Raw genomic sequence first — 22,842 nt, forward strand, 5'->3', positions numbered from 1 at the left:
ATCTTGAACCCCTTATTTATATAATTTGATTCATGTTCAATCTGTACTTTCAGGCATGTCTTCTAAGGACAGGAATAAGTCTTACTGGAAGAGGAAGATGACCAGGAAAAGTGTCTACGGCGGCATCATAAACCTTTGCCACCCGTTTCCCGAATGTTTCCTTAGAGTAATTTTCAGCAGAGATTTCTGCGTTTTTGCACAGAGTCTTATATTTCTCAGGATTATTTAACAGGGCAAGAAGTTTTGTACTGAATTCCTTGGAGCTGTCAAAAGAAAAACCATTCTGACCTTCTATTAAAACATTTTCCAGGCACTGGTCATATTTGCATAAAAGAGGAACGCCACTGGCTAATGCTTCAATATAAGTAAGTCCCTGTGCTTCGCTTTGGGAAGCACAAACAAATAGTTTGCCTAACTGAAAATACTCTGGAACAGAATCAGGAGAAACCATTCCGGTAAAGATAACATTATTCTGCAGATGCATGTCAATAACCAGTTCTCTCAGGGCATCTTCATAAGGGCCGCCCCCTACAATCAGCAGAACTATTTCCGGATGTGACTTGACCAGAATCTTCATATTATCCAAAAGCTCATCTATATTTTTTTCCAGAGCAAGTCTCCCAATACTTACAATGACTGTCTTGTCTGGGGTTATACCAAGAGAAGACAGAAGTTCCTGACGCCGGCTTTCGGAAATACGTTTTCTGTATTTATTCAAGTCGATACCTGTAGGTATCGTAGTAATTGGATTTTCAATGCCATAGGAAAGTAATAAATTCCGAGCCTTATTAGTAGGAGTTATAACATAATCCGTAGCATTTATCGCGCGGTTGGAACCAAAAAGTACAATACTTTTGCTGAGACGTTTACTGCGCAATATATAATGAGTATAATCTTCGTAAATGGTATGATAAGTATGAACAATAGGAATATCCAATTTAAGGGCAATGTACTTAGCAAAGTAAAATGAGACCCACTCGCACTGGGAATGTATGATATCTGGATGCCATTGCATGATCTCAGGTAAATACTTACTGTGAAAGTTATAAGTGGCTCTTGCCTGAGGATATATTTTCACCTTAAATGATTTAAGATAGTATGTATCATCTTTAAAGTGCTGGTGCCCATCAGGTGAGAGCGTTAATACCCGTACCTCATGGCCAGCCTTTTCCAATTCGGATTTTAAATTGATTACGGAAGTAACGACTCCGTTAATAACGGGTTTATACCAGTCCGTCGTTATTAATATTTTCATTATTTTAATCCCTCCTAAACTCCCAAGATATATTCTTTCATAGATTTATAGGAAAGTCCATTAAATCTTTATTAAGTTTTCTTAAAATTTCTTAAGATTATAATAGTTAAAATACTTCTATAAATATATATTATTTTTCATGCCAGCTAATAATAAGAAAGCAGTATAAATATCAAAAGGGACAATATGTTTTTTGCATAAATATGATTACTTGACTTTTATACCAAATAAAAATATAATATAATAAAATAATTTGATAATCAAAATAAATATTCATATAAATTTTAAAAGGAGGCTGTAATTGGGAATTACTATAAAAAATGCCGGAAAGGCAGTGCCAGAGCTAATAGTAAAAAATGACGATTTAAATAGATTTGTAGAGACAGATAATGAATGGATTGTTGCAAGGACCGGAATTCAGGAAAGAAGAGTTGCTACCACTGAATCCGGAGTGGATTTAGCCGTTGCTGCAGCAAAACTGGCCCTTGATGGGGAAAATTATGATGAAATAGGCCTTGTTATTGTGGCAACAGTTACACCTGACAAACTGGTTCCTTCCATGGGGGCTCTTGTAAAGAAAGAGCTGGGACTTGCTAATGCCGTTGCTTTTGATATTAGCACTGCCTGCAGTGGATTTATCTACGGAGTATGGATTGCGGAAGCACTGATGAAAAATGGTATGGTCAGCAAAGTAAATGGTGTGACTACAAATACCATCAGGAAGGCTTTGATTATAGGGGTGGAACGGTTAAGCAGAATTGTTGACTGGTCAGACAGAAGCACATGTATTCTTTTTGGGGACGGAGCAGGTGCTGCATTGCTGGAAGACAATCCTAATGAAAAAGGTATACTGGCCTCTTTTGTAAAAAATTATGATGATATGACGGATTCTTTAACTTGCGGAATGGAATATAGGAAAACACCGTTTACAGATGAAGAACGGGATAATCCTGAAAAACAGGCGTTATCTATGCAAGGAAGCCAGGTATTTAAATTTGCGGTGAACGCCATAGGTGAGGTTATGGAAAAATCTTTAGAACTGGCAGGACTGACAGCTGATGATATTGCGTACTTTGTACCCCATCAGGCAAATTTGAGAATTATTTCTTCGGCAGCTAAAAAATTTAAACAGCCTATAGAAAAGTTTCAGATTAGTTTAAGTGAGACAGGAAATGTGTCTGCTGCAAGCGTACCAATGGCATTGTATGATATAATGGATACGGAAAAATTAAAAAAGGGCGATAAGATAATGCTTATGGGCTTTGGCGGAGGCCTCAGTGCAGGGGCAGTAATCTTTGAAGTGTAATAAATCAGGAGGAATATTTAATGAACGATATATGTCAGATCTTAGGAACAGAATATCCGATTATTCAGGGGGCGATGGCAAGAATTGCAGAGAGTTCACTGGCAGCAGCAGTAAGTAATGGTGGCGGACTTGGCATAATTGCCAGTGGAGGATACGATGCAGACTGGCTGAGAGATGAAATAAAAAAGGTGAGAAGCCTTACGGATAAACCTTTTGGAGTAAACCTTATGCTCCTCATGCCCAATATAGACGAACTGATTAAGGTTGTTTGTGAAGAAAAAGTTCCTGTTGTTACAACTGGAGCCGGAAATCCCGGTAAATATATGAAGGAACTGAAAGAAGCTGGAATAAAAGTGATTCCTGTGGTTGCTTCTGTAGCGCTGGCAATCAGAGTTGAGAGAGCTGGTGCGGATGCAATTATTGCTGAAGGAACGGAAGCTGGAGGGCATATTGGTGAAATCGCAACTATGGCTCTGACTCCTCAGGTGGCAGACGCCGTGTCTATACCGGTGCTTGCTGCTGGTGGAATAGCGGACGGCAGAGGAGTTGCGGCAGCTTATATGCTTGGAGCAAAAGGCGTTCAGGTTGGAACAAGATTTGTAGTTGCAAAGGAATGCATTGTTTCACAAAACTATAAGGATGCAATCATTAAGGCTAAGGATACAGATACCTGTGCCACAGGAAGATCTACGGGGCATCCGGTAAGGGTTATTAAGAATAAGCTGGCCAGAGAAATTCTTGCAATAGAAAAATCAAGTGTAGGTGATGAAGTGCAGGCTGCCATTGATAAGGTTGGCATTGGAGCACTAGGCGCAGCGGTATTTGATGGTGATGTTGAACATGGATCGGTTATGTCCGGGCAGATTGCAGGCATGGTCAGGAAAGAGCAGCCTGCTGCGGAAATGATTAAAGAGATGTTTGAAGAGGCGAAAATGATTTATAGCGACAGAGCTTCTTTATTTTAGGAGGTTATGAGGAATATGAAAATTGGTTTGATATTTGCCGGGCAGGGAGCCCAGTATACTGGTATGGGTAAGGAACTTTATGACTATTCCAGGAAAGCTAAGGAAGTAATGGATTTAGCAGGTGAACAGGTTAAGGAATGGTGTTTTGAGGGTACTAAGGAAATGCTCAGGCAAACTCATATAACACAGCCTTGTGTTTATACGGTCACAATGGCAGCTTATGAAGCTCTGATGGAGGAAATAGAAAAACAGGATGCATCACTGTTTGATTCCATTGAAATTGAAGGATTAGCAGGCTTCAGCCTGGGTGAATATGCAGCTTTGACTGCAGCAGGAACCATCAATGATATAAGAAAAGGAATGGACATTGTTACTAAAAGAGGTACCTGGATGAATGAAGCTGGACTGGGAGAAGATGGTGTACAAAGGGGCAGTATGGTTGCAGCTTTTGGGGCAAGACAGGAAATTCTGGACTGTGTAGCTGACGTGAAAGAGGATGGAATCCTCCAGGGAGTAAATTTTAACTCCCCGGTTCAGACGGTAGTTGCAGGAGATAAGGAGTCTTTAGAAAGATTTAAGGCAGAAGCAAAGGCCAGAAAAATAAAAGCAATCCCACTTAGTGTTGGTACAGCATTTCATAGTGAAATGATGGAACCTGCAGCGACAAAACTTCAGAATCTTCTTATGGAATGCGAATTAAAAGCCCCTAACAAAAGAGTTTACTCAGATGTGACAGCGGAAGACATGATGAAGGGCACAGAAGAAATGGATGAGGCCGGAGTAAGCAGGTTTATTGCTGAATTAATGGGTAAACAGGCCATGAGCCCTGTTTACTGGCAGGAAATAATAGAGAACATGGTAGCTGACGGCGTTGAGTGTGTTATTGAAATTGGACCGGGAACCACTCTATGCGGCATTGTTAAGAAGATAAAACATGATATGATTACATTGAATGTTCAAGATATGGAGAGCTTACAACATACTGTGAAAACATTGATTGAAAATAAATAGAAGCTCCCAGTTATAGATTCGGAGGTAAAAAATGTTAAAAGGTAAAAGTGCGATTATTACTGGAGGGGTCAGAGGTATTGGCAGAGCCATAGCGGAAGCATTTTGCAGGAATGGAGCAGATGTACTTTTATGTTACAGAAGCAATGATGCAGCAGCGGAAAAGACTCAGGATGAACTAGCCCAATATGGAACAAAAGTAGAGATTCTCAAAGGCGATGTGGCAGACCCAGAATTCGCAACAGAGGCTATTGCCAAAGCTAAGGAAAATTTTGGGAAAATTGATATTTTAGTAAACAATGCAGGTATTACAAAAGACAAACTTCTTATCCAGATGAAGGGCGATGACTTTGACTCTGTTGTGGATACAAACTTAAAAGGCTCTTTCTATTTTCTGAAAGCAGCCAGCAGTGTAATGATTAAACAAAGAGCAGGAAGTATTATAAATCTTTCTTCTGTGGTGGGGGTAAAGGGAAATCCCGGACAGGTTAATTATGCAGCTTCAAAGGCAGGAGTTATTGGAATGACCATGGCTGCAGCCAAAGAGCTTGGAAGAAGAAATGTGAGAGTGAACGCAATTGCCCCTGGATTTATAGAGACAGACATGACAGATGAACTAAATGATTCCCAAAAGGCTAAGATGAATGAGGTTATCAGCCTTGGAAGAATGGGATCCCCAGAGGATGTGGCAAACTTAGCCCTGTTCCTGGCCAGTGACATGTCAGCCTATATAACGGCACAGACTATATGTATTGACGGTGGAATGAGTATTTAAAATAATACAATATAATATTTTGGAGGAAATTATGAAAAGAGTTGTTATAACCGGACTAGGAGCAGTTACACCAGTAGGTAATAATACTGCTGACTTTTGGGAAGGTATTAAAAATGGCAAGAATGGTATAGATAAGATTACGATATTAGATACTACTTACCAGAAAGCTAAACTGGGCGGAGAAGTGAAAGGCTTTGAATATGAAGATAAAAGGGCGGCCAAGAGACTGGACCGGTCTTCCCAGTTTGGACTTACTGCAGCTAAAGAGGCTATGCAGGATAGTGGAATTGTAAGCGGAGAAAATGTTGATCCTCACAGATTTGGAGTTGTAGCCGGTACGGGTATCGGTGGCGTTATGACATTGGAAGAGGAATCAAAAAAGGCAGCCCTTAAAGGAGATGAAAAAGGTTACTCCAGAGTATCTGCATTGCTGGTTCCCATGGTAATTCCAAATATTCTGGCAGGTAATATATCTATTGCTGTTCAGGCAAAGGCAACCAGCATTGGTGTTGTAACTGCATGCTCAGCAGGAACACATAGTATTGGAGAAGCCTTTAGATACATTAAACACGGCTATGCCGATGTAATGCTTGCAGGGGGGCTGAAGCGGCATTTTCACCAGTATGCTTTGCAGGATTTGCAAACATGACGGCTCTGTCTACAAGAACAGATAAAGACAGATGCTCCACTCCATTCGACAAGGAAAGAGATGGGTTTGTCATGGGTGAAGGTTCTGGATTCCTTGTTTTAGAGGAAATGGAGCATGCCCTTGAAAGAGGCGCAAAAATATATGGTGAAGTTGTGGGCTATGGAACTACCTGTGATGCCTATCATGTAACATCCCCATCTCCAGCTGGAGAAGGTGCAGCAGCTGCAATGCAGATGGCTATAGATGAAGCGGGGATTAACGGTGAGAGCGTGGATTATATTAACGCCCATGGAACTGGAACTCCATATAATGATGAATTTGAAACCAAAGCTATTAAAATAGTTTTCGGTAATGATACAAAGGTACCTGTAAGTTCAACCAAAAGTATGACAGGGCATTTGCTTGGTGCCGCAGGAGCTATTGAAGCCGTTATTTGTGCTAAAGCTCTTGAAGATAATTTTGTCCCACCGACTATTAATTATAAAGTTCCTGATGAGAAGCTGGATCTTGACTATGTACCAAACGTAGGAAGAGAGAAAGAACTGAACTTTGTTATGTCAAATTCCCTGGGATTTGGCGGACATAATGGAACTGTCTTATTTAAGAAGTTTGTAAAATAAATGGTGGCTGTGGATTTGCATGTGGATGCCTGCTTATACTTATAAGTTTAATTTGGTTTTGAGGCTTTTAACCAAACAGAAAATCTGCAATTTTAAAGTTATTATAATGAAATTTATGAGGTATACATTAGAGGGTTGAAAAGGTTAATAAAATGGTAACGCAAATAAAAATATATTTAATCTGAAATCTGAAAATGAGGCTTTAATATACAAAAAAATAAATTTTGTGGTAATATATTAAAATGTGTGTAGAAAATAATAACAGAGCATAAACCACAAGCAAATCCAGCAAATTGTTTATGGAACTCGGAAAGGAACAAACAATATGTTAATGAACAGAGAACAGATTATGGAAATAATTCCCCATAGAGATCCGTTCCTTTTAATTGATGAAATTGAAGAAATGGAAGAAGGTAAAAGCATTACAGCTATAAAGCATGTAAACGAAAAAGAGTATTATTTTGCAGGTCATTTTCCACAGGAAAAGGTGATGCCAGGCGTATTAATTGTAGAAGCACTGGCACAGGCCGGGGCTGTTGCTATTTTATCCATGCCAGAGCACCGTGGAAAAATTGCTTATTTTGGAGGGATAAAGGAAGCCAGATTCCGTCAAAAGGTTTATCCTGGAGACACTCTGCGCCTGCATGTAGAACTGGACCGTCTTCGCAGCAGCTCTGGAAAAGGAGTAGCAACGGCTTATTTAGGTGAAAAAGTAGCCTGTAAATGTGAAATTACTTTTGCTATAGGCTAACAGACAAGGAGCGGAAGGTGGAAAGAAATATAAAGCTAAATGAAATACTCGTCAGCCTTATGAATAGTGTTTTAAAGGTTGAAGAACAGTCAATAAAAGAATCAGGTAATATTGACCTTTCTATTACAGAAATTCACACTCTTGAAGCTATCGGAGTCGGGAAATTAAAAACAATGACTCAGGTAGCAGGTTCCTTAAAAATTAGTGTCAGCACATTGACAGTAGCAATAAATAAGCTGGTAAAGAAAGGGTATGTGGACAGATGTAGAATTCCTGAGGACAGAAGAATAGTGAAAATTGGACTTACGGATGCAGGAATTAATGTAGTTGAAGAGCACCAGGCTTTTCATAACAATATGATTAAAGATATTACAGGGAATATGGCGGACTCTGAAATAGATGTACTCTTAAAATCATTAGAGGGGTTAAGAGACTTTTTCAGAATGCAGCTTATAAAACCTGTTAGAAGCGAGGGACCTATGGAACTTAAACCAATGGATTTGAATGGATTAGAAATACCTGTGCCTATATTTCAGGGAGGCATGGGCATAGGAATTTCTATGTGGAAACTGGCAGCTGCGGTAGCAAAATGCGGAGGTGTTGGCATTATATCTGCAGCACAGCCGGGATATACGGAAGAAGATTTTTATGCAGATCCTTTGTCAGCCAATGTCAGAGCTATAAAAAGGCAGGTTGAACTGGCAGTGGATGCAGTTAAAGATATACCGGGAGCAGGTCCTATTGGTATAAATATGATGTGTGTAGGCAGAAACTATGATGAAATAATAAAAGCTGCTGTTGAAGCAGGGGCAAAAGTTATTGTTTCAGGAGCAGGGCTTCCTACCTCCCTTCCAGGTATAGTAAAGGGAAAAGACGTAAAGCTGATTCCAATCGTTTCATCAGCCAGGGCAGCAGGCCTGATTATAAGAAGCTGGGCTAAAAAACATAACAGAATGCCCGATGCTTTTGTGTTTGAAGGACCAAAAGCAGGAGGCCATTTGGGTTACAAAGAAGAGCAGCTAGAAATTGCTGATGAAAATTTTTATAAAATACTTATGGAGATAAAAGCTGAAATATCAAGTATTCCTGAATGCAAGCTAATTGTGGGAGGCGGCATTTTTACAAAGGAAGATGTACAGATGGCATTATCTTATGGTGCAGATGGGGTGCAGGTTGGAACTAGGTTTGTAGCAACAGAAGAATGCGATGCACCGGAAACCTTCAAACAGGCATATGTTAATTGTACCAAAAGTGATATCACTATTATAAAGAGTCCTGTTGGCATGCCTGGCAGAGCCATAAGAAATAAGTTTGTTACAGAAATAGCCGAAAGACAAGAAAAGCTTCCCATTGATCGTTGCAATGGATGCATGACGGCATGCAACCCAAAAGTGGCCCCCTATTGTATCACTGAGGCACTGATAGCAGCGGCAAATGGAGATGCGGAAAATGGCCTTATCTTCTGTGGAAGCAATGCTCATTTAGTAGATAAAATAGAAAAGGTCAGCGATATATTTGCAGAGCTGACAGGAAAATAATATGATTTTCAAGGTCCCAGTGTGAGGTGTATTTCACACTGGGATTTTTAATTATGTAAAAACATTATATATAAATTCTGCAGAAAATCACATTTCATGTAGCTTAGACAACATTTCATACAGAATGTATTGATTAAAGTTAGAAAAGAAGATACAGTATCGATTCAACTGTCTTTTTATTTTCCACTTCGTTAAGTTATGCCATAGGTCTGGCAGGTAACAATTATAGGGGCCCAGAGAATCACGGTGGAGGCTCTGGATATTGGAATCATATACATGCAAATCTGCACCCTAAAACACATATTTGGTTCTTTAGTTAGTTTTTTCATTATTAAATTAATTTGATTTTTTAGAGAAGGGATACAATTATGAAAAAAAGGACATACAAACTTACAACTAAAATTATGGAAAAAGAGAAACATATATCATTATTTAATATATGCTTTAAAAATTCAGATTACTTTTCATTAACAATAAATTATGATGATAAAGATGATATCAAAATATGTAAGCTCCGAGAATGTATAAAAGAAATGCAACAATGGCTGTTATATGATTTTAAAACTCACCATTGGCATTGTTTTTATGTCACTTTAGAAAAACCCTTGAATATATTTGTTTTTAAATCTAATAAAAATACACAACAAATTATATTAAAATATTTCCCCGATATTTTTTTAGATAGTTTGCACAGTGGTGATATTTGTTTTTTTTATCGAAATGAAATAATTTTAGGTACTGTATCACATGAACATATTTGTAATTTGTATCCTACAACACAAAAAATGTTAGAAGAATTTTTAGAATGGGGAAACTGGCAAGAAATTGAATTCTTATTTGAAGAGTCTGTTAAATTACAGTTAGAATAATAACCATAAAGACATATGCTGATGAGAAAACCTCTTTAGTTAAACAGAAGTTTAGCAAAAGAGGTTTTTGCTATTGTCCTTTTTTCTCCTCGATTTTTTATTGTGGCTAAAAGAGAAAGCCTTTGATATACTTAATATGTTATAGGATGATGAAAGTAGAAATAAGGAAAAGGCTAAGAATATGCTAAATATATATTATGGAAGAGAAAATATAGATAAAGATAAATTTATTTATAAAAGGGTATCAGGCACAACTTTATTGTTGGTGCCGGATCAGTTTACTCTGCAGGCAGAGAGAAATGCGTTCAAATATCTGGGAGTCAGGGGCCTGATGGATTTAGAGATAATAAGTCCATCCAGGCTTGGACTGCGTGTGCTTAAAGAAGTGGGTGGAGAGAAAATCTCACGACTGGACAAATATGGAAGGCATATGCTGCTTTCTAAAATAATAGCACAAGAAAAGGATAACCTGCAGGTTTTCCGGGGAATGGAAGCAAAGACTTCCTTTATTGAATTAGTCAACAATCTGATTTCAGAGATGAAACAGTATAATACGTCTCCCGAAGCTTTGCCAGATATACTAAGTACCCTGGATAAAGAATCCATTTTATATAAAAAACTAAAGGATATGCAGGCGGTTTATGAGAAATATGAGGCTGTAATATCTGAAAAATATATTGATACGGAGGATTATCTTGAACATTGCATCAGTAAAATAAAATATTCAACAATGATAAAGAGATGTGAAATATGGGTTTATGGTTTTGATTATTTCACTCCTAAAAATCTGGATCTGATTAGAGAGCTTATTGGTTACGGGAAAAATGTCAATGTGGTTATGACTTACAGTGAGAAATGCCGGGACAGTGAACTTTTTGCCTTGACAGGGGGTATTATAGAAAAACTGGAGAAAATCTCGGAGTCTTTATCAAAACCATATTGTACAACAGAGATAGCTGATGAAACCTGCATCAGAGAAAATATGACTACGGGCCTTTCTGCCATAGAATCAGAGCTATTTTCTATACCAGTAAAAAAGTTGGATAAAGAGGTTCCGGCAGTTACTTTAGTGAAAGCTGCCAACCCTTATGCTGAGGCGGAAACTGCTGCTGCTTATGTTACACGGCTGCTCCGGGATGAAGGCCTTCGATATAAGGATATTGCTGTTATCTGCAATGATCTGGACGTACGGGGCTCCATAATTAGCCGAGTCTTTAAGGAATACGGGCTAAATCTTTTTATGGATAAAAAGAGAAGTATTCTGCACAATCCAGTAATCAGTCTAAATATTTACCTGATGCAGATTGCCAGAGGCAGAATGGATTCAGAGACTGTAATCGGTTTTATAAAAACAGGTCTGGCTGGTCTTTCACAGGATGCGGCTGAGCAGCTTGAAAATTATGTTTATAAATTTAAAATACGGGGCAGCATGTGGAAAAAGGATTTTACCCGGGGTATAAAGGACTATGCACCGGAAGAATTTGAAGAAATAAACCAGGCACGGAATTTTGTCATGCAGACTGTGCTGGCTTTTACGGAACCATTAAAAAAGCCGAAACTGTAGGAGAAAAAGTTGCGGTACTGTATTACTTTTTAAAAGATTATTTACAGATTCCAGAACGTATTGAGAAAATCATGGAAGAGCAGAACCAAAAGCGTTATTATGAAATGGCTTTCGAGATGGCTCAGATCTGGAAAACTGCAGTTGACATTTATGACCAGCTGGTTACGGTCATGGGAGACGAGAAACTTGAAATAGAAGAGCTTGACACAATTTTAAGGGCCGGCTTTGAGTCGGTGGAATTGGGAATGCTTCCAGCAACTATAGATGAAATCATAATGGGAACCATGCAACGTACAAGGACCGGGCAGATAAAAGCCCTTGTGGTAATAGGCGCCAATGATGGTATCCTGCCTTCAGCAGTAAGTGGAGACGGGATTTTAAATGATGATGAAAAAACAGTTCTTTTCAATCATCACGTTGAAATATGTAAACTGGATGAATTAAGGGCCATGGAAGAAAAACTGGCAATCTACAGGACTCTTTCAAAACCCGAGCAATATTTGTTTATGAGTTATGCAGTATCGGACAATGAGGGAAAAGAGATGAAGCCATCTGCTGTATTTAATAAAGTAGCAGGTATTTTTCCCCGGGTTAAAGTATGTAAAGATATCATCAGCGAAAATAACCCAGTTGATTTGTTACAGGCCAGAAACAATGGAATAAAGCATTTGACAGAAGTACTTCGTAAAAACCTTGAAGGAGAGCCGTTAAATGATTGCTTTAAGGCGGCCTTAACCTGGTATAAGTTAAATGAACAGGAATCCATAAAACAGGTGGAAGAAGGTCTTTTCTTTAAAATAAAGGAAGAGGCAATGTCTGCCACTCTCACAGATTCTCTGCTTAAAAGGGAAGAAAATGCAGATTTGTCTTTAAGCCCTTCCAGACTTGAGAAGTTTGGAAGATGTCCCTTTGCACATTTTATAAATTATGGACTAAAGCCAGAAGAAAAAAGAGTTTTTGAAATTGCGGGACGTGAAATAGGGGATATTTACCATTTGTGCCTGATGAAGCTATCAGAGCATCTGACAGAGAAAGGAGTTCCCATTACTGCTCCTGAGTCACCGTGGATGAATATTACCCCACAGGAATGTGCTGATTTCGTAGGAAGATTCATGGATAATGAAGGGGCTGAATATAGAGAAGGTATCTTAAACGGGGGAAAGGAAGAAAGCTATAAAGCTGGAAGAATGAAGAGAGTCTGTACAGATGCAGCATTAATACTGGTAGAGCATGTTCAAAAGGGAAGAATTGAGGACGTATTTTTTGAAGCGGAGTTCGGAAGAGATTCCAGAAAACATTTTCCTCCTATAGAAGTAGAAACCTCCAGGGGAAAGATTCTTATAGAGGGAAAAATAGACAGGGTTGATCTGCTGCCTGGAGATTATGTGAAAATAATTGATTATAAGTCTGGAAATGAAAAATTTGATACAGAAGAGGCAAAAGGCGGTTGGCGCCTACAGTTAATGCTGTACCTCAAGGCTGCTCTGAACCAGAGATTAAATGGAAAGACAGCAGAGAACAGGCCAGCAGGTATTTTTTACTTTAAACTGGATGAGCCGGTTTTTAATGCCAGTGATCTGGATAGCAAAATTCTTGAAGAAAAAATAAAGACCGAGTTCAGGAAGTCTTTTAAACTGGATGGTGTTTTAGTAGATCAGCCTGAAGTAATAGAAAGCGTTGCCGGAGAATTTACAGGAAGTTCAGATATTGTATCGGTTCGCAGGAATAAAGAAGGGGTCATCGTGGGAACAGGGAAGGATAAGCTTCTTTCCTGTGAAGAATTCTCGGAACTTCAGACTGCAGTAGACAACAAAATTGCAGAACTCTGTGAAAACCTGAATCAGGGAAGTGTGGATATAGCTCCTCGGAAAGCAGGAAACGAAACAGCATGCAGTTACTGCATGTATAAAAGCATATGTAAATTTGATGTGGCTTTTGAAGGTTGTACGTATACCGTTATAAAATAAATGTTTCTAAGACGCAGAAATCTGAGACTCTGAATCTGATTTCTTATCAAACCACAGGTTCAGAATCAACCCTATAGTCACGCAAATGCCTCCCAGCAGATTACCAAGTGAAAAAGAATGGCTTATGATGATATCTAACACAATACCAGTAAACACCTGGCCCACAAACATTAAAAGGGTGATACAAAATGAAGAAATTCTTGTTACTACAGCATTGGAGATACTAACGGTACACACTCCCATGGCGCCTCCCAGATAAATCCACAGTTGGTTAATGTGTAACGGCAACGGAACTTTAGGAAACTGAGGAGCAACAAAAAAATGCATAACCAGTAGGACAAGAACTGACCCCATAAGGCCAAATATATAATTATAAAATGTGCTTTTAAACAAACTGGTTTCTGCAGCTAAGCGGGCATTTGTAGTCCGGGAGACTACCACGGTTACTCCCGCAAGAAACGATACGATTATGGCAATAAGCATTTATTTTACCTCCTGAATTAAAAATACAATGTATTTTCATAATATGAATAAAGGGGATGTTGTAATAAAGTGTTAAAACTGCGCAGAATAAAAAATCCATTACAGTTTTTTCTGCTGCTATGTGTGATGGGAACAATTATTTTCATCATATGCAGTTATATGATTCAGAAACTGAGGCATGGGAATGATATCTTCCGTGATTTACAGACTTTCACTGTATTTCTGAAAGAGGATATGATACCCTGCTGGCTAGGTAGTGTACCTATTTATTTTGTTATAGTTTTTTTATAATACCATATAAAAAAAAACAGGGCCAGAAATAGTGTTAAATTGTAAGTTCAATACTATTTATAAAAACCTTCAGACCAACAGAATACATTCTGTCTGTCTGGAGGTTTTTATATGACCATGATCAGGACAATTCCAAGGATAATAAAGGAAAGTCCAATGAGTTTTTTTTTGTTAAAGGGCTGATAGGGCATATCAAGCCAGCCAAAATGGTCAATTACAATTGATGTTATACTCTGACCCAGAAGGACGATAGCCAGAATGGCAGACATACTGATTTTGCCGAAGGCCATATTATTAAAGATAGTTGTGGCAACACCTACAAGACCGCCAGAATAAAGAAAAAGCGGAAGCTTCTTATTTTTCCAGGGAGCAGGATTCTCTTTGTGCCGGACAAGTATAATAGTTATAATAATTAAACCTACTATGTGTATAATAACTGTTGCAAGGTATATAGTAAAATGGGATGTGAGCACACCATTTACTGCAATCATAACTGCGATGATTGAACCTGCAAGAACAGATAAAAAGTAATACATAATAAATCTCCTTTCTATTCGCAGTTAAGAATAACAAAAGAACTTGACGGTACATATGACATATGTCATAATTGAAGAAAAATATATTGAGCCTGATTTTAATGAAGTAGAAAAGGCAGAAAGGAGCGACGTGTATGTCAAATGGAAGTTTAACAGTTACGATGAAAAATGAGCTGCTTAAGTATGGATTATCTGATTTTGAAGCAGGAGATGTGAGGGTATTAAAGTTTGAAAAAGGACAGTATCTTTGCAGAGAAAGTTTTCCCATGGAGTATCTGTTATTTATGGTTAGCGGGAAAGCAAAAGCTTTTATGAATGTAAGCAATGGAAAGTCTTTGCTTCTGGCATTCTATACCAAGTCAGGAATCCTGGGTGATATTGAATTAATGACAGATGGCATTTGTACCACAAATGTGCAGGCTTTAACAGAGGTGACCTGTATGGGAATTCCACTTAAACACTGTGGGGAAAGGCTTAGAGAAAATGTTACTTTTATGAATTTTGTAGGCACCCATTTAGCTCGAAAACTTGACAGATGTGCCAGGAATGGAGCCATCAATATACTGTTGCCTTTGGAAACCAGGTTGTGCTCATACGTGCTAATGACCAATGAGGATGGATTATTTAATGAAAATCTTACAGAGGTGGCAGAATTGCTGGGAACAAGTTACAGGCATTTGCTTAGAACCTTTGACAGCCTTCGAAAGGATGGCGTTCTTCAAAAGGCCGCCAGAGGATATATCATAAAGGATGGAATAGAACTTCAGATTCGGGCACAGGATTTTTATTCTGTGTAACACAGAAAGGCAAAAAAGGCGTAGAAATGATACAGGATATAGAACCACGTAAATTTAATATTACTTTTAAAAATATAAAAGCAGAAGACAGGGATTATGCCCTTTTATTTCATGAAGAAAATCTATTAATGAAACAGCCTGAAGGACAGGATCATATGGCAGAATTTCTTACTTTCAAAGAACTGAAAGAATTGGAACTGATAGATTACTCCAAGGTTAATATAGCATATTTGTTTTCAATAGATGACAATAAATATTTTTCGGTTAACTCAATTCTGGAAGAAGGTACTAAGGATGATTATCTCCATTGGCAGGGAACAGAAGTACCGGATGGGAAAATTCTTGTATGGCACTCCCAAAATATTTTCAGAACACTACAAGAGAAATGGCAGGGTTTTGCAGGAGTTACAGCATTGCAGATAAACAGATGGTCCTTAAATCACAAGTATTGCGGCAGATGTGGGAAGCCTATGAAACATAGTGCTGCAGAACGGTGCCTTATATGTGAAAGCTGTAATATTGCAGAATATCCTAAGATTTCTCCCGCTGTAATAGTAGGCATTGTAGATGGTGATAAGCTTCTTCTGACCAGATATGCAGACCGACCTTACAAAAGGTATGCATTAATCGCCGGATTTGGTGAGGTAGGCGAAACCCTGGAGGATACAGTGAGGCGTGAAGTCATGGAGGAAGTGGGATTGGAAGTTAAGGACATAACATATTATAAGAGTCAGCCCTGGTCCTTTTCTGATTCCTTGCTGGTAGGATTCTTTGCAAGACTTGATGGAGATAATAAAGTAAGCCTGAATGACGGAGAGCTGGCAGAGGGCACTTGGTTTACACGGGAAGACATCCCTGTAAACAGCGAAAAAATAGCACTTACGGCTGAAATGATCCGGTATTTTGCAGATGGAAATGACGTATTTTATAAACAGAAATAAAACTACATAAGCTGAAATTTTAAACCCCACTAATCTTACTTAAAATTTTTAGTAAGACTAGTGGGGTTTTGATATAGGTCTGTGTTGATTTATTTTGGACCGTTAAATAATCTAATCGTTCTACTGATTATAGCTGCCACAATGAAAATAATCCAACCTGGATGCCATAAGTTAAATAGGAATCCCATGCATAGGAAAATAACGGTTGCACTGCTGAAAATAATGGATTCAATTCCCTTTGATGTATTTGTTTCAGCATCATCTGTTGTATTATATTGCCTCCTGTATTTATGATTCTGTATCCTGAAGTAAATACAGATTGCAGCACCACAGGCGATTAGAGAAAATAAGCCTAAGTAAGGAAGTGGGGAATCGCTTGCAAAAATTGATTGCATTGAAATAAATACTGCAGGTGACATGATAAACAAAATGCAGGCTATGGCTATTGCCAGTGCATACTGTTTCTTAAAGGCAAGGAGCTCTTCCTGAAGAGCAGGGTTTTCCTGTGATATATAATCTGTGTCTGTATTTCCCAGTGTTGTATCCTTAATACCCAGTTCTTCCTTCAGTTCCTCCATATTTCCGAAATCCGCAAGAACTATCCCTACTGCTTCATTTTCATTCTTTCCTTCTTTCAGCAGTTCTTGAAATTTTTCTTCCATATTTTCCAGCATAGTCATCTTCATATCAATCACTTCACGTATTTTAGGTAAATTTGAAAACATTGCTTCAACATAATTTCTAATTTGGTTCATTATGTATATCCTCCCTTGTAAATTGATTTATTACTTTTTTTGTTAAATCCCATTCCTGACATTTTATGCGATAATATTCACGTCCATCATTTGTGATTTTATAATAGGTGCGTTTTCTGCCGAAGGTTTCGTCACCCTGATAAGAAACCAGATATCCATTTTTTTCCATACGTGAAAATGCTGAATACAAAGTAGTTTCTTTTATGGTATAGTTCCCTTGACTTCGACGCTCAATTTCTTTTGAAATTTCATAGCCGTAAGAATCACCTTCCAGTAAAAGGTGGAGAATAATGGTATCATTATATCCACGAATCACATCACTGCTGATCAAAATTCATTCCTCCTTTTTACTCCGTCTGTCGTAGTAATAAAAGAATAACATAATTACTACGACAGGTAAAGTACTTTTTTTATAAAAGCAGATTTTTTTAGTTAAGGCCTGGGTGCTGCTATTGCACTCTAAAAAAATATGTGATAAGATATAAAAATCATCTGAAGAAAACAGAGTAAGTTTTTGCGCGCTGGTGTGGCTCAATGGTAGAGCAACGGTATCGTAAACCGTAGGTTGGGGGTTCGATTCCCTTCACCAGCTCCAACTTAGCTCCGGGACGTGGCGCAGCTTGGTAGCGCGATTGCTTCGGGAGTAATAGGCCGCAGGTTCGAATCCTGTCGTCCCGACCAAAAAAACAACCCCATTTTTATCATTGAGGTAAAAATGGGGTTGTTTTTGTCATGACGGCTGTTCAAGAATATGTTCGTGTTACTTATTTTTTTTAATAAAGGGTGGTCAATTAAGGAGCAATAAGTGTACAATAATGAATTACCGTGCTATAATCATAAATTATTAGATAAGAATGGAGCTGTATATGCGGTATAATAAACAAATTATTGTAGCAATAGGAATGTTTTTCAGCGTAATTGTTGTGGGAACCATTGGATATTATTTTTTACTAAATGTGAATATAATAGATGCTTTATATATGACGGCGATTACTGTAGCTACGGTGGGATATCGAGAAGTTGGTGTTATGACACCGGAAGCCGAAATATTTACGATATTTATTATTTTCTGGGGCGTGGGGACTGCAGGGTATGCTTTTACAAGAGGTGTTGTAATTTTTATTGAAGGCGGTTTGGGAAATCTATGGAGGAGTAGAAAAATGCAAACAGAAATTAGTAAACTCGAAAATCATTATATTTTGTGTGGTGGGGGAGAATCAGGGCGCGTAGTTGTAGACGAGTTTTTGAGCAAAAAGGTACCTTTTGTAATTATTGAAAAAGATGAAACGCTAGTGAATCATTATGCAGAAAGAGGTTTATTGGTCATTGAGGGAGATGCAACGGAAGAAGAAATTCTAGAAAAAGCCAAGATTAAGCATGCTAAGGGCTTAATTAGTGCGCTTTCTAAAGATGTGGACAATTTATTTACAGTCCTGACTGCCCGTCAATTAAATAGCGAAATCTATATAATTTCTAGGTCAATTGATAAGAGTTCTCCTGATAAACTTAAAAAAGCTGGAGCTAATCATACAATTTCTTCCAATGAAATTGGTGGAAAAAGAATGGCAGCGTTAATGCTCAGGCCATCCGTTATTTCTTTTCTTGATGTAATTACCCATATAGGCGATATTGAATTTGCGCTTGAAGATATCATCGTTAATGAAAAATCGGATATTGTGAACAAAACCATTGGAGAATTAAAAATACCAGAGAGTTTTGGATTGATTATTTTAGCAGTAAAAAAGAATCAGGATAATTTCTTGACTTTTAATCCAGGGGCAGATGTTTTGCTGGAAAAAGGAGACGTTTTTTTGGTATTAGGAACGGATTCTCAAGTTTGTGCCCTAAAAGAGTATGCCAAAGATAATGGGGAAAGACTCCCGTATTGTATGTATTAAGAAAGAAGGCAGGGTGTGATTTTATAAAAATAAGGTTAACCTTACCAACAACCCGCGGTGGGGGCGATTCCCTTCACTAGCTCCAACTTAACTCCGGGACGTAGCGCAGTTTGGCAGCCAGATTGCTTCGGGAGTAATAGGCCGCAAGCTCGAATCCTGTCGTCCCGACCAACGAAAAAGCATCCGTTTGACGGGTGGCAGCGATTGCAATAAATGAGTTTTTAAGTGTAAAGGCTCATTTTTTCTTTTTGATGATATGATTTTAAAACAGAAAAAGGTTGGTTCACAGGTGCGCTGGCCAGATTTACCGATGGCAGCAGCACCTCTGAGTATGCTGAAAAAGCCATGGGCTAGACGGTTGACAATGAACTCGTAAGCGGTACGGGCAATGGTATCCTTGGGCCTAGGGATAAAGCTGCCAGAGCGCAGGTTGCTGCAATCTTAACCAGATTTGACAAGTTGTTTTCAGTAAAATAAATCTAAAAATATTCATCCAGCCTGGAGGCGGCAAGTATAATACTTGCCGCTTCCTTTTAACAGCTTAAGTTAAAAATTTACATTCATTTTAAAATATGATATCATTTCAATAATTAACTCGTATATTATTAAAATATTGTGAATGGAGGGATAATCCAAGATAAATCTGGGATAGCTAACAGCGTAGTTACTAGAAGATATAGAAAAGGAAAAGAAGAGGTAGAAACAGTTATAAAAATATTTTAAGAAAGGTATATAATAATGTTGGAAATTGAAGAAATTAAACAAAACCTTCAGAGAGCATGTAAATTGGAATCTGATATTTTTATTATGCAGAATTATCAAAGAGAATGCCAGAAGCATTTGTTGGATTTAGAACAACAAGGTGATTTTTTAGAAAATCAGAGGAGAAATTTCGGGAAAAATATAAATAGTAAATTAGACTATAGTGATACAAAAGGAAACTCAGCTATTACACAAAAACGGAAAAAGGAAGCTCCAGCCGTATGGCTAATTCTATTTTTTATAGTTGAATATTTAGGGTTAGCATATTTATTAATGCACAAAGGGGTAGGCTCAATTTTGATATATAGTGTGCCTGTCAGCTTATTTTTTTCATATATTAGTTATTTTAATTCCAAAAAGGCTAGTATCTCTAAGTTTTGTGGCTTATTTGCCTATTGCATTTTAAAGTATTTAATTTTTATACCAATGATAGATTTATCTATAGGAATTAAAAATTATCCAATTTTGATTCCGGGGATATTGTCATTAATTTCTTGTGTTGTGCTGGCTGTTTTAACTTCTATAGCAAGAAGAATGGACATTTCAGAATGGAATTCCATAAAGTGCAAGGCAGGTTTGGAAAATGTTCAAAGGGATATTGCTCAGCTAAATAGTCATATAGAATCATATGATAGTAAATTTGAGGAGCTTATCAAGCCATTAGAGAATGCATCAAATGAATTAAGAGAATTATATAAAAGTGGCTGGTTGCATCCTAAATACCAGAATATTATTTCAGTACATAAAATATATGAATATTTTGATACAAAGAGAGTAACAGAATTCGAGGGGCCCTATGGTGCTTATAATATTTTTGAAAAAGAAATCAGATTAGATAATATTCAAAGTAGCTTAAACAAGGTAAACGAAAATTTAAGTAATTTAGTACAAATTGGTACAGAACTAATAAAAGAAGTAGGGGGACTGCAATATGCAGTACAAGGGTTGGAGAATGCTATTAAAAATCAAAATATTAATGTGGTAGTAAATATAGACGGGTATACATATCCGGTAGGTTATACCAGATATTAAAGGAAGGTTTAACACCATAATTATATCTTATACGGCAAATATGGAAAATAAGAAGCCAGCGTTTTAGGACGCTGGCTTTTTATATGAGCTTACTCTGCAATTTTAAAAGTTGTGACAACATCTTTAAGACGAGCAGCATGGTCTGCCAAATCCACACTTGTAGCAGAACTTTCTTCTGTAGAAGCAACATTAGCCTCCACAATGCCTGCAATTTGGGAAAGACCCGCCAGAATTTGTTGAATTGAAGCAGCCTGAACCTGTGAGATTTCAGTAATCTGATTTGAGATGTTGGAGGCTTCATCAATTTTTATGTCAATCTGGCCGATGACATTTGCTGCTTCCTGAGCTGTTTTCATTCCAGCCTCTACACTTCTGACAGACCGTTCAATAATGTTGGTGGTACTTCTTGCTGCCTCCGCAGATTTCTTCGCCAGGTGTCCAACTTCTTCGGCCACTACGGAAAAGCCTTTTCCAGCAACTCCAGCCCGGGCAGCTTCAATAGATGCATTCAGGGAAAGAATATTTGTCTGGAAGGCGATATTATCAATGGTTTTTATTATATCCTGAATACTACGTGATGCATTATTGATTTCTTCCATAGATTTTAGCATTTCCTGCATTTTAGCATTACCCGCATTAATATCATCTTTAACAATATTAGTAAGATTGCTGGCTTCGGCTGACTTTTGTGCATTAGAAAGAGTCTGTTTGGAGACAACATCCAAAGTGGCATTAAGCTTTTCAATAGAGCTGGCCTGTTCCGCCGCCCCATGGGAAATGGACATGCTGGAAGTAGATAATACATCTGACTGCTCAGCAAGATGTCTTGACATATTGCTGATTTCTGTGATGATTGAGCTGAAATTGTCCAGCATTTTATTCAGGCTGATATTCAAAACATCTTTATCAGATTTAATCTGAATTCCTACAGAGAGATTTCTATCTGCTAGATTTTCGGCCAGGTGTGCCTGAGCCTGTATATTGGAAACTATTTTACTGAAAGCTGTCATAAGCTGACCTATTTCATCCAGGGAATCGGAGGCCATGGTAACGTCTACTTGTCCATCTGCAAGTTTGTCTGCAATTTCGGTGAGGTTTTTAATTGGCTGGGTTATGCGCTTTGCAACAAAATACGCTGCAATAAAGGCAGCACCCAGAAGCAGTAGGACGATTACAGAGATAAACAGTTTTAGCCTGTTCAGCCAGTTAACCATCATGTCTCCGTTAAAATCAGCTCCCAGTATGCCTACTACAGTTCCAGACTGATTTTTAATGGGGACAAAAGCACTAATCGAATTTCCCCATTTATCACTGATAAATCCAAAATTGGCAGTACCCTGAAAGGCTTTCAAATAGTGATTGTTAATGTCCGTTTCTTCGTCTCCCAGTGAGGAAAAATCACTGTCCGTCATATTACTTCCATCAACCGCATAAATATAATGCCCGTCTTCCGTTACTTTCATTGTGTAAAGGTATTTTAGGCCAATTTCATTACGAACCCCATTTAGCCGGTGCTGAAGATCTTTGTAATAGTTCGTTTGCATATCTTCTTTTGTTTGAAGATTGTTGAACTGCTCTGGGTCAATAATAGAAACCACAGAATTTACGATAGACAGAGCTGTGTTTCCCATACTGTTTTCAATAGCCAGTTTAGCCATATAATAAGAAATACATCCAATCATAATAGATGAAACAGCAATAAAGAGAATGGTACTTCCTGTGATACTTCGCCTCAGGGAAGGGGTTGTAAATAGTTTTGTTAGTCGCATCACTTTTGCCTCCTGGTTAAACCATATAACCTTCAGTCTTTACATGTTAATTCGTGTATTTATGATAATAAATGAGCATAAAATACAAAATTTGTATTTTAATTATATAACATCCAGGAACGTAATTGTCAATTAATTCTGAAAAATAACCCGGGTTTTAATTTGAGTGCATTATTATAGAATTCTTTATTCGTATCGATTTACTTTACCATTAAACAAATGCAAGAGAATTATGTGTTACAATGGTTTGCTGGAGTCAGACTGGAGGGGAGTATGTATTGGTGAGATAACACGAAAAATCCATCTCTCTT

19 protein-coding genes, 2 tRNA genes and 1 pseudogene are annotated in these 22,842 nt (G+C 37.9%); 16 read left to right on the top strand and 6 right to left on the bottom strand.

What is annotated here, in order from left to right; translation table 11 throughout:
* Positions 1–49: 49 nt before the first annotated feature.
* Positions 50–1,255 (bottom strand): glycosyltransferase family 4 protein, encoded by a 1,206-nt coding sequence (locus tag Ami3637_RS09295; RefSeq protein WP_162362329.1) that lies wholly within the window; start codon positions 1,253–1,255, stop codon positions 50–52.
* A gap of 301 nt (positions 1,256–1,556) precedes the next feature.
* Between Ami3637_RS09295 and Ami3637_RS09300 the strand changes: the two genes are divergently transcribed.
* From Ami3637_RS09300 to Ami3637_RS09345, 10 genes and pseudogenes are all read left to right on the top strand, one after another.
* A complete protein-coding gene (locus Ami3637_RS09300; RefSeq protein ID WP_162362330.1) occupies positions 1,557–2,561 on the top strand; it encodes a 3-oxoacyl-ACP synthase III family protein in 1,005 nt (334 codons plus the stop codon).
* 20 nt (positions 2,562–2,581) lie between these two features.
* A complete protein-coding gene (gene fabK, locus Ami3637_RS09305) occupies positions 2,582–3,526 on the top strand; it encodes an enoyl-[acyl-carrier-protein] reductase FabK (RefSeq protein ID WP_162362331.1) in 945 nt (314 codons plus the stop codon).
* A 15-nt stretch (positions 3,527–3,541) separates the two neighbouring features.
* Positions 3,542–4,537, top strand: a complete 996-nt coding sequence (locus Ami3637_RS09310) for an ACP S-malonyltransferase (RefSeq protein ID WP_162362332.1) — start codon at positions 3,542–3,544, stop codon at positions 4,535–4,537.
* Between the two features lie 31 nt (positions 4,538–4,568).
* Positions 4,569–5,309: a 3-oxoacyl-[acyl-carrier-protein] reductase gene (gene fabG, locus Ami3637_RS09315; RefSeq protein WP_162362333.1), complete on the top strand. Its 741-nt coding sequence runs from the start codon at positions 4,569–4,571 to the stop codon at positions 5,307–5,309.
* A 28-nt stretch (positions 5,310–5,337) separates the two neighbouring features.
* A pseudogene (fabF, locus tag Ami3637_RS19255) lies at positions 5,338–6,578 on the top strand (beta-ketoacyl-ACP synthase II).
* Between the two features lie 331 nt (positions 6,579–6,909).
* Positions 6,910–7,329 (top strand): 3-hydroxyacyl-ACP dehydratase FabZ, encoded by a 420-nt coding sequence (fabZ, locus tag Ami3637_RS09325; RefSeq protein WP_162362334.1) that lies wholly within the window; start codon positions 6,910–6,912, stop codon positions 7,327–7,329.
* A 17-nt stretch (positions 7,330–7,346) separates the two neighbouring features.
* Entirely contained in the window at positions 7,347–8,867 is a 1,521-nt protein-coding gene (locus Ami3637_RS09330; protein ID WP_162362335.1) for a nitronate monooxygenase, read from the top strand.
* 368 nt (positions 8,868–9,235) lie between these two features.
* Positions 9,236–9,736: a hypothetical protein gene (locus tag Ami3637_RS09335; protein ID WP_162362336.1), complete on the top strand. Its 501-nt coding sequence runs from the start codon at positions 9,236–9,238 to the stop codon at positions 9,734–9,736.
* Between the two features lie 181 nt (positions 9,737–9,917).
* A complete protein-coding gene (locus tag Ami3637_RS09340; protein ID WP_162362337.1) occupies positions 9,918–11,300 on the top strand; it encodes a PD-(D/E)XK nuclease family protein in 1,383 nt (460 codons plus the stop codon).
* A 71-nt stretch (positions 11,301–11,371) separates the two neighbouring features.
* Complete coding sequence (locus Ami3637_RS09345) at positions 11,372–13,267, top strand: PD-(D/E)XK nuclease family protein (RefSeq protein ID WP_162362338.1); 1,896 nt, start codon at positions 11,372–11,374, stop codon at positions 13,265–13,267.
* 6 nt (positions 13,268–13,273) lie between these two features.
* Here Ami3637_RS09345 and Ami3637_RS09350 read toward each other — a convergent pair whose 3' ends face one another.
* Positions 13,274–13,750, bottom strand: a complete 477-nt coding sequence (locus Ami3637_RS09350) for a DMT family transporter (RefSeq protein ID WP_162362339.1) — start codon at positions 13,748–13,750, stop codon at positions 13,274–13,276.
* Between the two features lie 398 nt (positions 13,751–14,148).
* Positions 14,149–14,577, bottom strand: coding sequence for a DMT family transporter (locus tag Ami3637_RS09355; RefSeq protein ID WP_202931036.1), 429 nt, complete (start codon positions 14,575–14,577; stop codon positions 14,149–14,151).
* Positions 14,578–14,711: 134 nt separating this feature from the next.
* On the opposite strand from Ami3637_RS09355, the gene Ami3637_RS09360 reads away from it, so the two are divergent.
* Positions 14,712–15,374 carry a cyclic nucleotide-binding domain-containing protein gene (locus Ami3637_RS09360; protein WP_162362340.1) on the top strand — a complete coding sequence of 221 codons (663 nt, stop codon included), beginning with the start codon at positions 14,712–14,714 and terminating at the stop codon, positions 15,372–15,374.
* Positions 15,375–15,400: 26 nt separating this feature from the next.
* Positions 15,401–16,315 (top strand): NAD(+) diphosphatase, encoded by a 915-nt coding sequence (gene nudC, locus Ami3637_RS09365; RefSeq protein ID WP_162362341.1) that lies wholly within the window; start codon positions 15,401–15,403, stop codon positions 16,313–16,315.
* 89 nt (positions 16,316–16,404) lie between these two features.
* Here nudC and Ami3637_RS09370 read toward each other — a convergent pair whose 3' ends face one another.
* Together Ami3637_RS09370 and Ami3637_RS09375 are read right to left on the bottom strand one after the other, a co-directional pair.
* Positions 16,405–17,070, bottom strand: a complete 666-nt coding sequence (locus tag Ami3637_RS09370; protein ID WP_162362342.1) for a permease prefix domain 1-containing protein — start codon at positions 17,068–17,070, stop codon at positions 16,405–16,407.
* Positions 17,057–17,401 carry a PadR family transcriptional regulator gene (locus tag Ami3637_RS09375; protein WP_162362343.1) on the bottom strand — a complete coding sequence of 115 codons (345 nt, stop codon included), beginning with the start codon at positions 17,399–17,401 and terminating at the stop codon, positions 17,057–17,059. The genes Ami3637_RS09370 and Ami3637_RS09375 overlap by 14 nt, the downstream gene beginning before the upstream one ends.
* Positions 17,402–17,590: 189 nt before the next feature.
* Between Ami3637_RS09375 and Ami3637_RS09380 the strand changes: the two genes are divergently transcribed.
* The 4 genes from Ami3637_RS09380 to Ami3637_RS09395 all read left to right on the top strand — a co-directional run bounded on the left by Ami3637_RS09380 (position 17,591) and on the right by Ami3637_RS09395 (position 20,762).
* Positions 17,591–17,665, top strand: a tRNA-Thr gene (locus tag Ami3637_RS09380).
* 9 nt (positions 17,666–17,674) lie between these two features.
* Positions 17,675–17,751 (top strand) — tRNA-Pro (locus Ami3637_RS09385).
* A gap of 221 nt (positions 17,752–17,972) precedes the next feature.
* Positions 17,973–18,968: a potassium channel protein gene (locus tag Ami3637_RS09390; protein WP_330586931.1), complete on the top strand. Its 996-nt coding sequence runs from the start codon at positions 17,973–17,975 to the stop codon at positions 18,966–18,968.
* Positions 18,969–19,709: 741 nt separating this feature from the next.
* Positions 19,710–20,762 (top strand): hypothetical protein, encoded by a 1,053-nt coding sequence (locus Ami3637_RS09395; protein ID WP_162362345.1) that lies wholly within the window; start codon positions 19,710–19,712, stop codon positions 20,760–20,762.
* A gap of 89 nt (positions 20,763–20,851) precedes the next feature.
* Here Ami3637_RS09395 and Ami3637_RS09400 read toward each other — a convergent pair whose 3' ends face one another.
* Positions 20,852–22,531, bottom strand: a complete 1,680-nt coding sequence (locus Ami3637_RS09400) for a methyl-accepting chemotaxis protein (protein WP_162362346.1) — start codon at positions 22,529–22,531, stop codon at positions 20,852–20,854.
* Positions 22,532–22,842 lie beyond the last annotated feature (311 nt).

Origin of the sequence: Aminipila terrae (genome assembly GCF_010120715.1) — a bacterium.
GTDB lineage: Bacteria > Bacillota > Clostridia > Peptostreptococcales > Anaerovoracaceae > Aminipila > Aminipila terrae.

What these genes read in the sequence shown, in the direction of transcription:
- Ami3637_RS09295 (WP_162362329.1), bottom strand. Translation starts at nt 1,255, where the DNA reads ATGAAAATATTAATAACGACGGACTGGTATAAACCCGTTATTAACGGA.
- fabK (WP_162362331.1), top strand. Translation starts at nt 2,582, where the DNA reads ATGAACGATATATGTCAGATCTTAGGAACAGAATATCCGATTATTCAG.
- Ami3637_RS09310 (WP_162362332.1), top strand. Translation starts at nt 3,542, where the DNA reads ATGAAAATTGGTTTGATATTTGCCGGGCAGGGAGCCCAGTATACTGGT.
- fabG (WP_162362333.1), top strand. Translation starts at nt 4,569, where the DNA reads ATGTTAAAAGGTAAAAGTGCGATTATTACTGGAGGGGTCAGAGGTATT.
- fabZ (WP_162362334.1), top strand. Translation starts at nt 6,910, where the DNA reads ATGAACAGAGAACAGATTATGGAAATAATTCCCCATAGAGATCCGTTC.
- Ami3637_RS09335 (WP_162362336.1), top strand. Translation starts at nt 9,236, where the DNA reads ATGAAAAAAAGGACATACAAACTTACAACTAAAATTATGGAAAAAGAG.
- Ami3637_RS09340 (WP_162362337.1), top strand. Translation starts at nt 9,918, where the DNA reads ATGCTAAATATATATTATGGAAGAGAAAATATAGATAAAGATAAATTT.
- Ami3637_RS09345 (WP_162362338.1), top strand. Translation starts at nt 11,372, where the DNA reads ATGGAAGAGCAGAACCAAAAGCGTTATTATGAAATGGCTTTCGAGATG.
- Ami3637_RS09350 (WP_162362339.1), bottom strand. Translation starts at nt 13,750, where the DNA reads ATGCTTATTGCCATAATCGTATCGTTTCTTGCGGGAGTAACCGTGGTA.
- Ami3637_RS09355 (WP_202931036.1), bottom strand. Translation starts at nt 14,577, where the DNA reads ATGTATTACTTTTTATCTGTTCTTGCAGGTTCAATCATCGCAGTTATG.
- Ami3637_RS09360 (WP_162362340.1), top strand. Translation starts at nt 14,712, where the DNA reads ATGTCAAATGGAAGTTTAACAGTTACGATGAAAAATGAGCTGCTTAAG.
- nudC (WP_162362341.1), top strand. Translation starts at nt 15,401, where the DNA reads ATGATACAGGATATAGAACCACGTAAATTTAATATTACTTTTAAAAAT.
- Ami3637_RS09370 (WP_162362342.1), bottom strand. Translation starts at nt 17,070, where the DNA reads ATGAACCAAATTAGAAATTATGTTGAAGCAATGTTTTCAAATTTACCT.
- Ami3637_RS09390 (WP_330586931.1), top strand. Translation starts at nt 17,973, where the DNA reads ATGTTTTTCAGCGTAATTGTTGTGGGAACCATTGGATATTATTTTTTA.
- Ami3637_RS09400 (WP_162362346.1), bottom strand. Translation starts at nt 22,531, where the DNA reads ATGCGACTAACAAAACTATTTACAACCCCTTCCCTGAGGCGAAGTATC.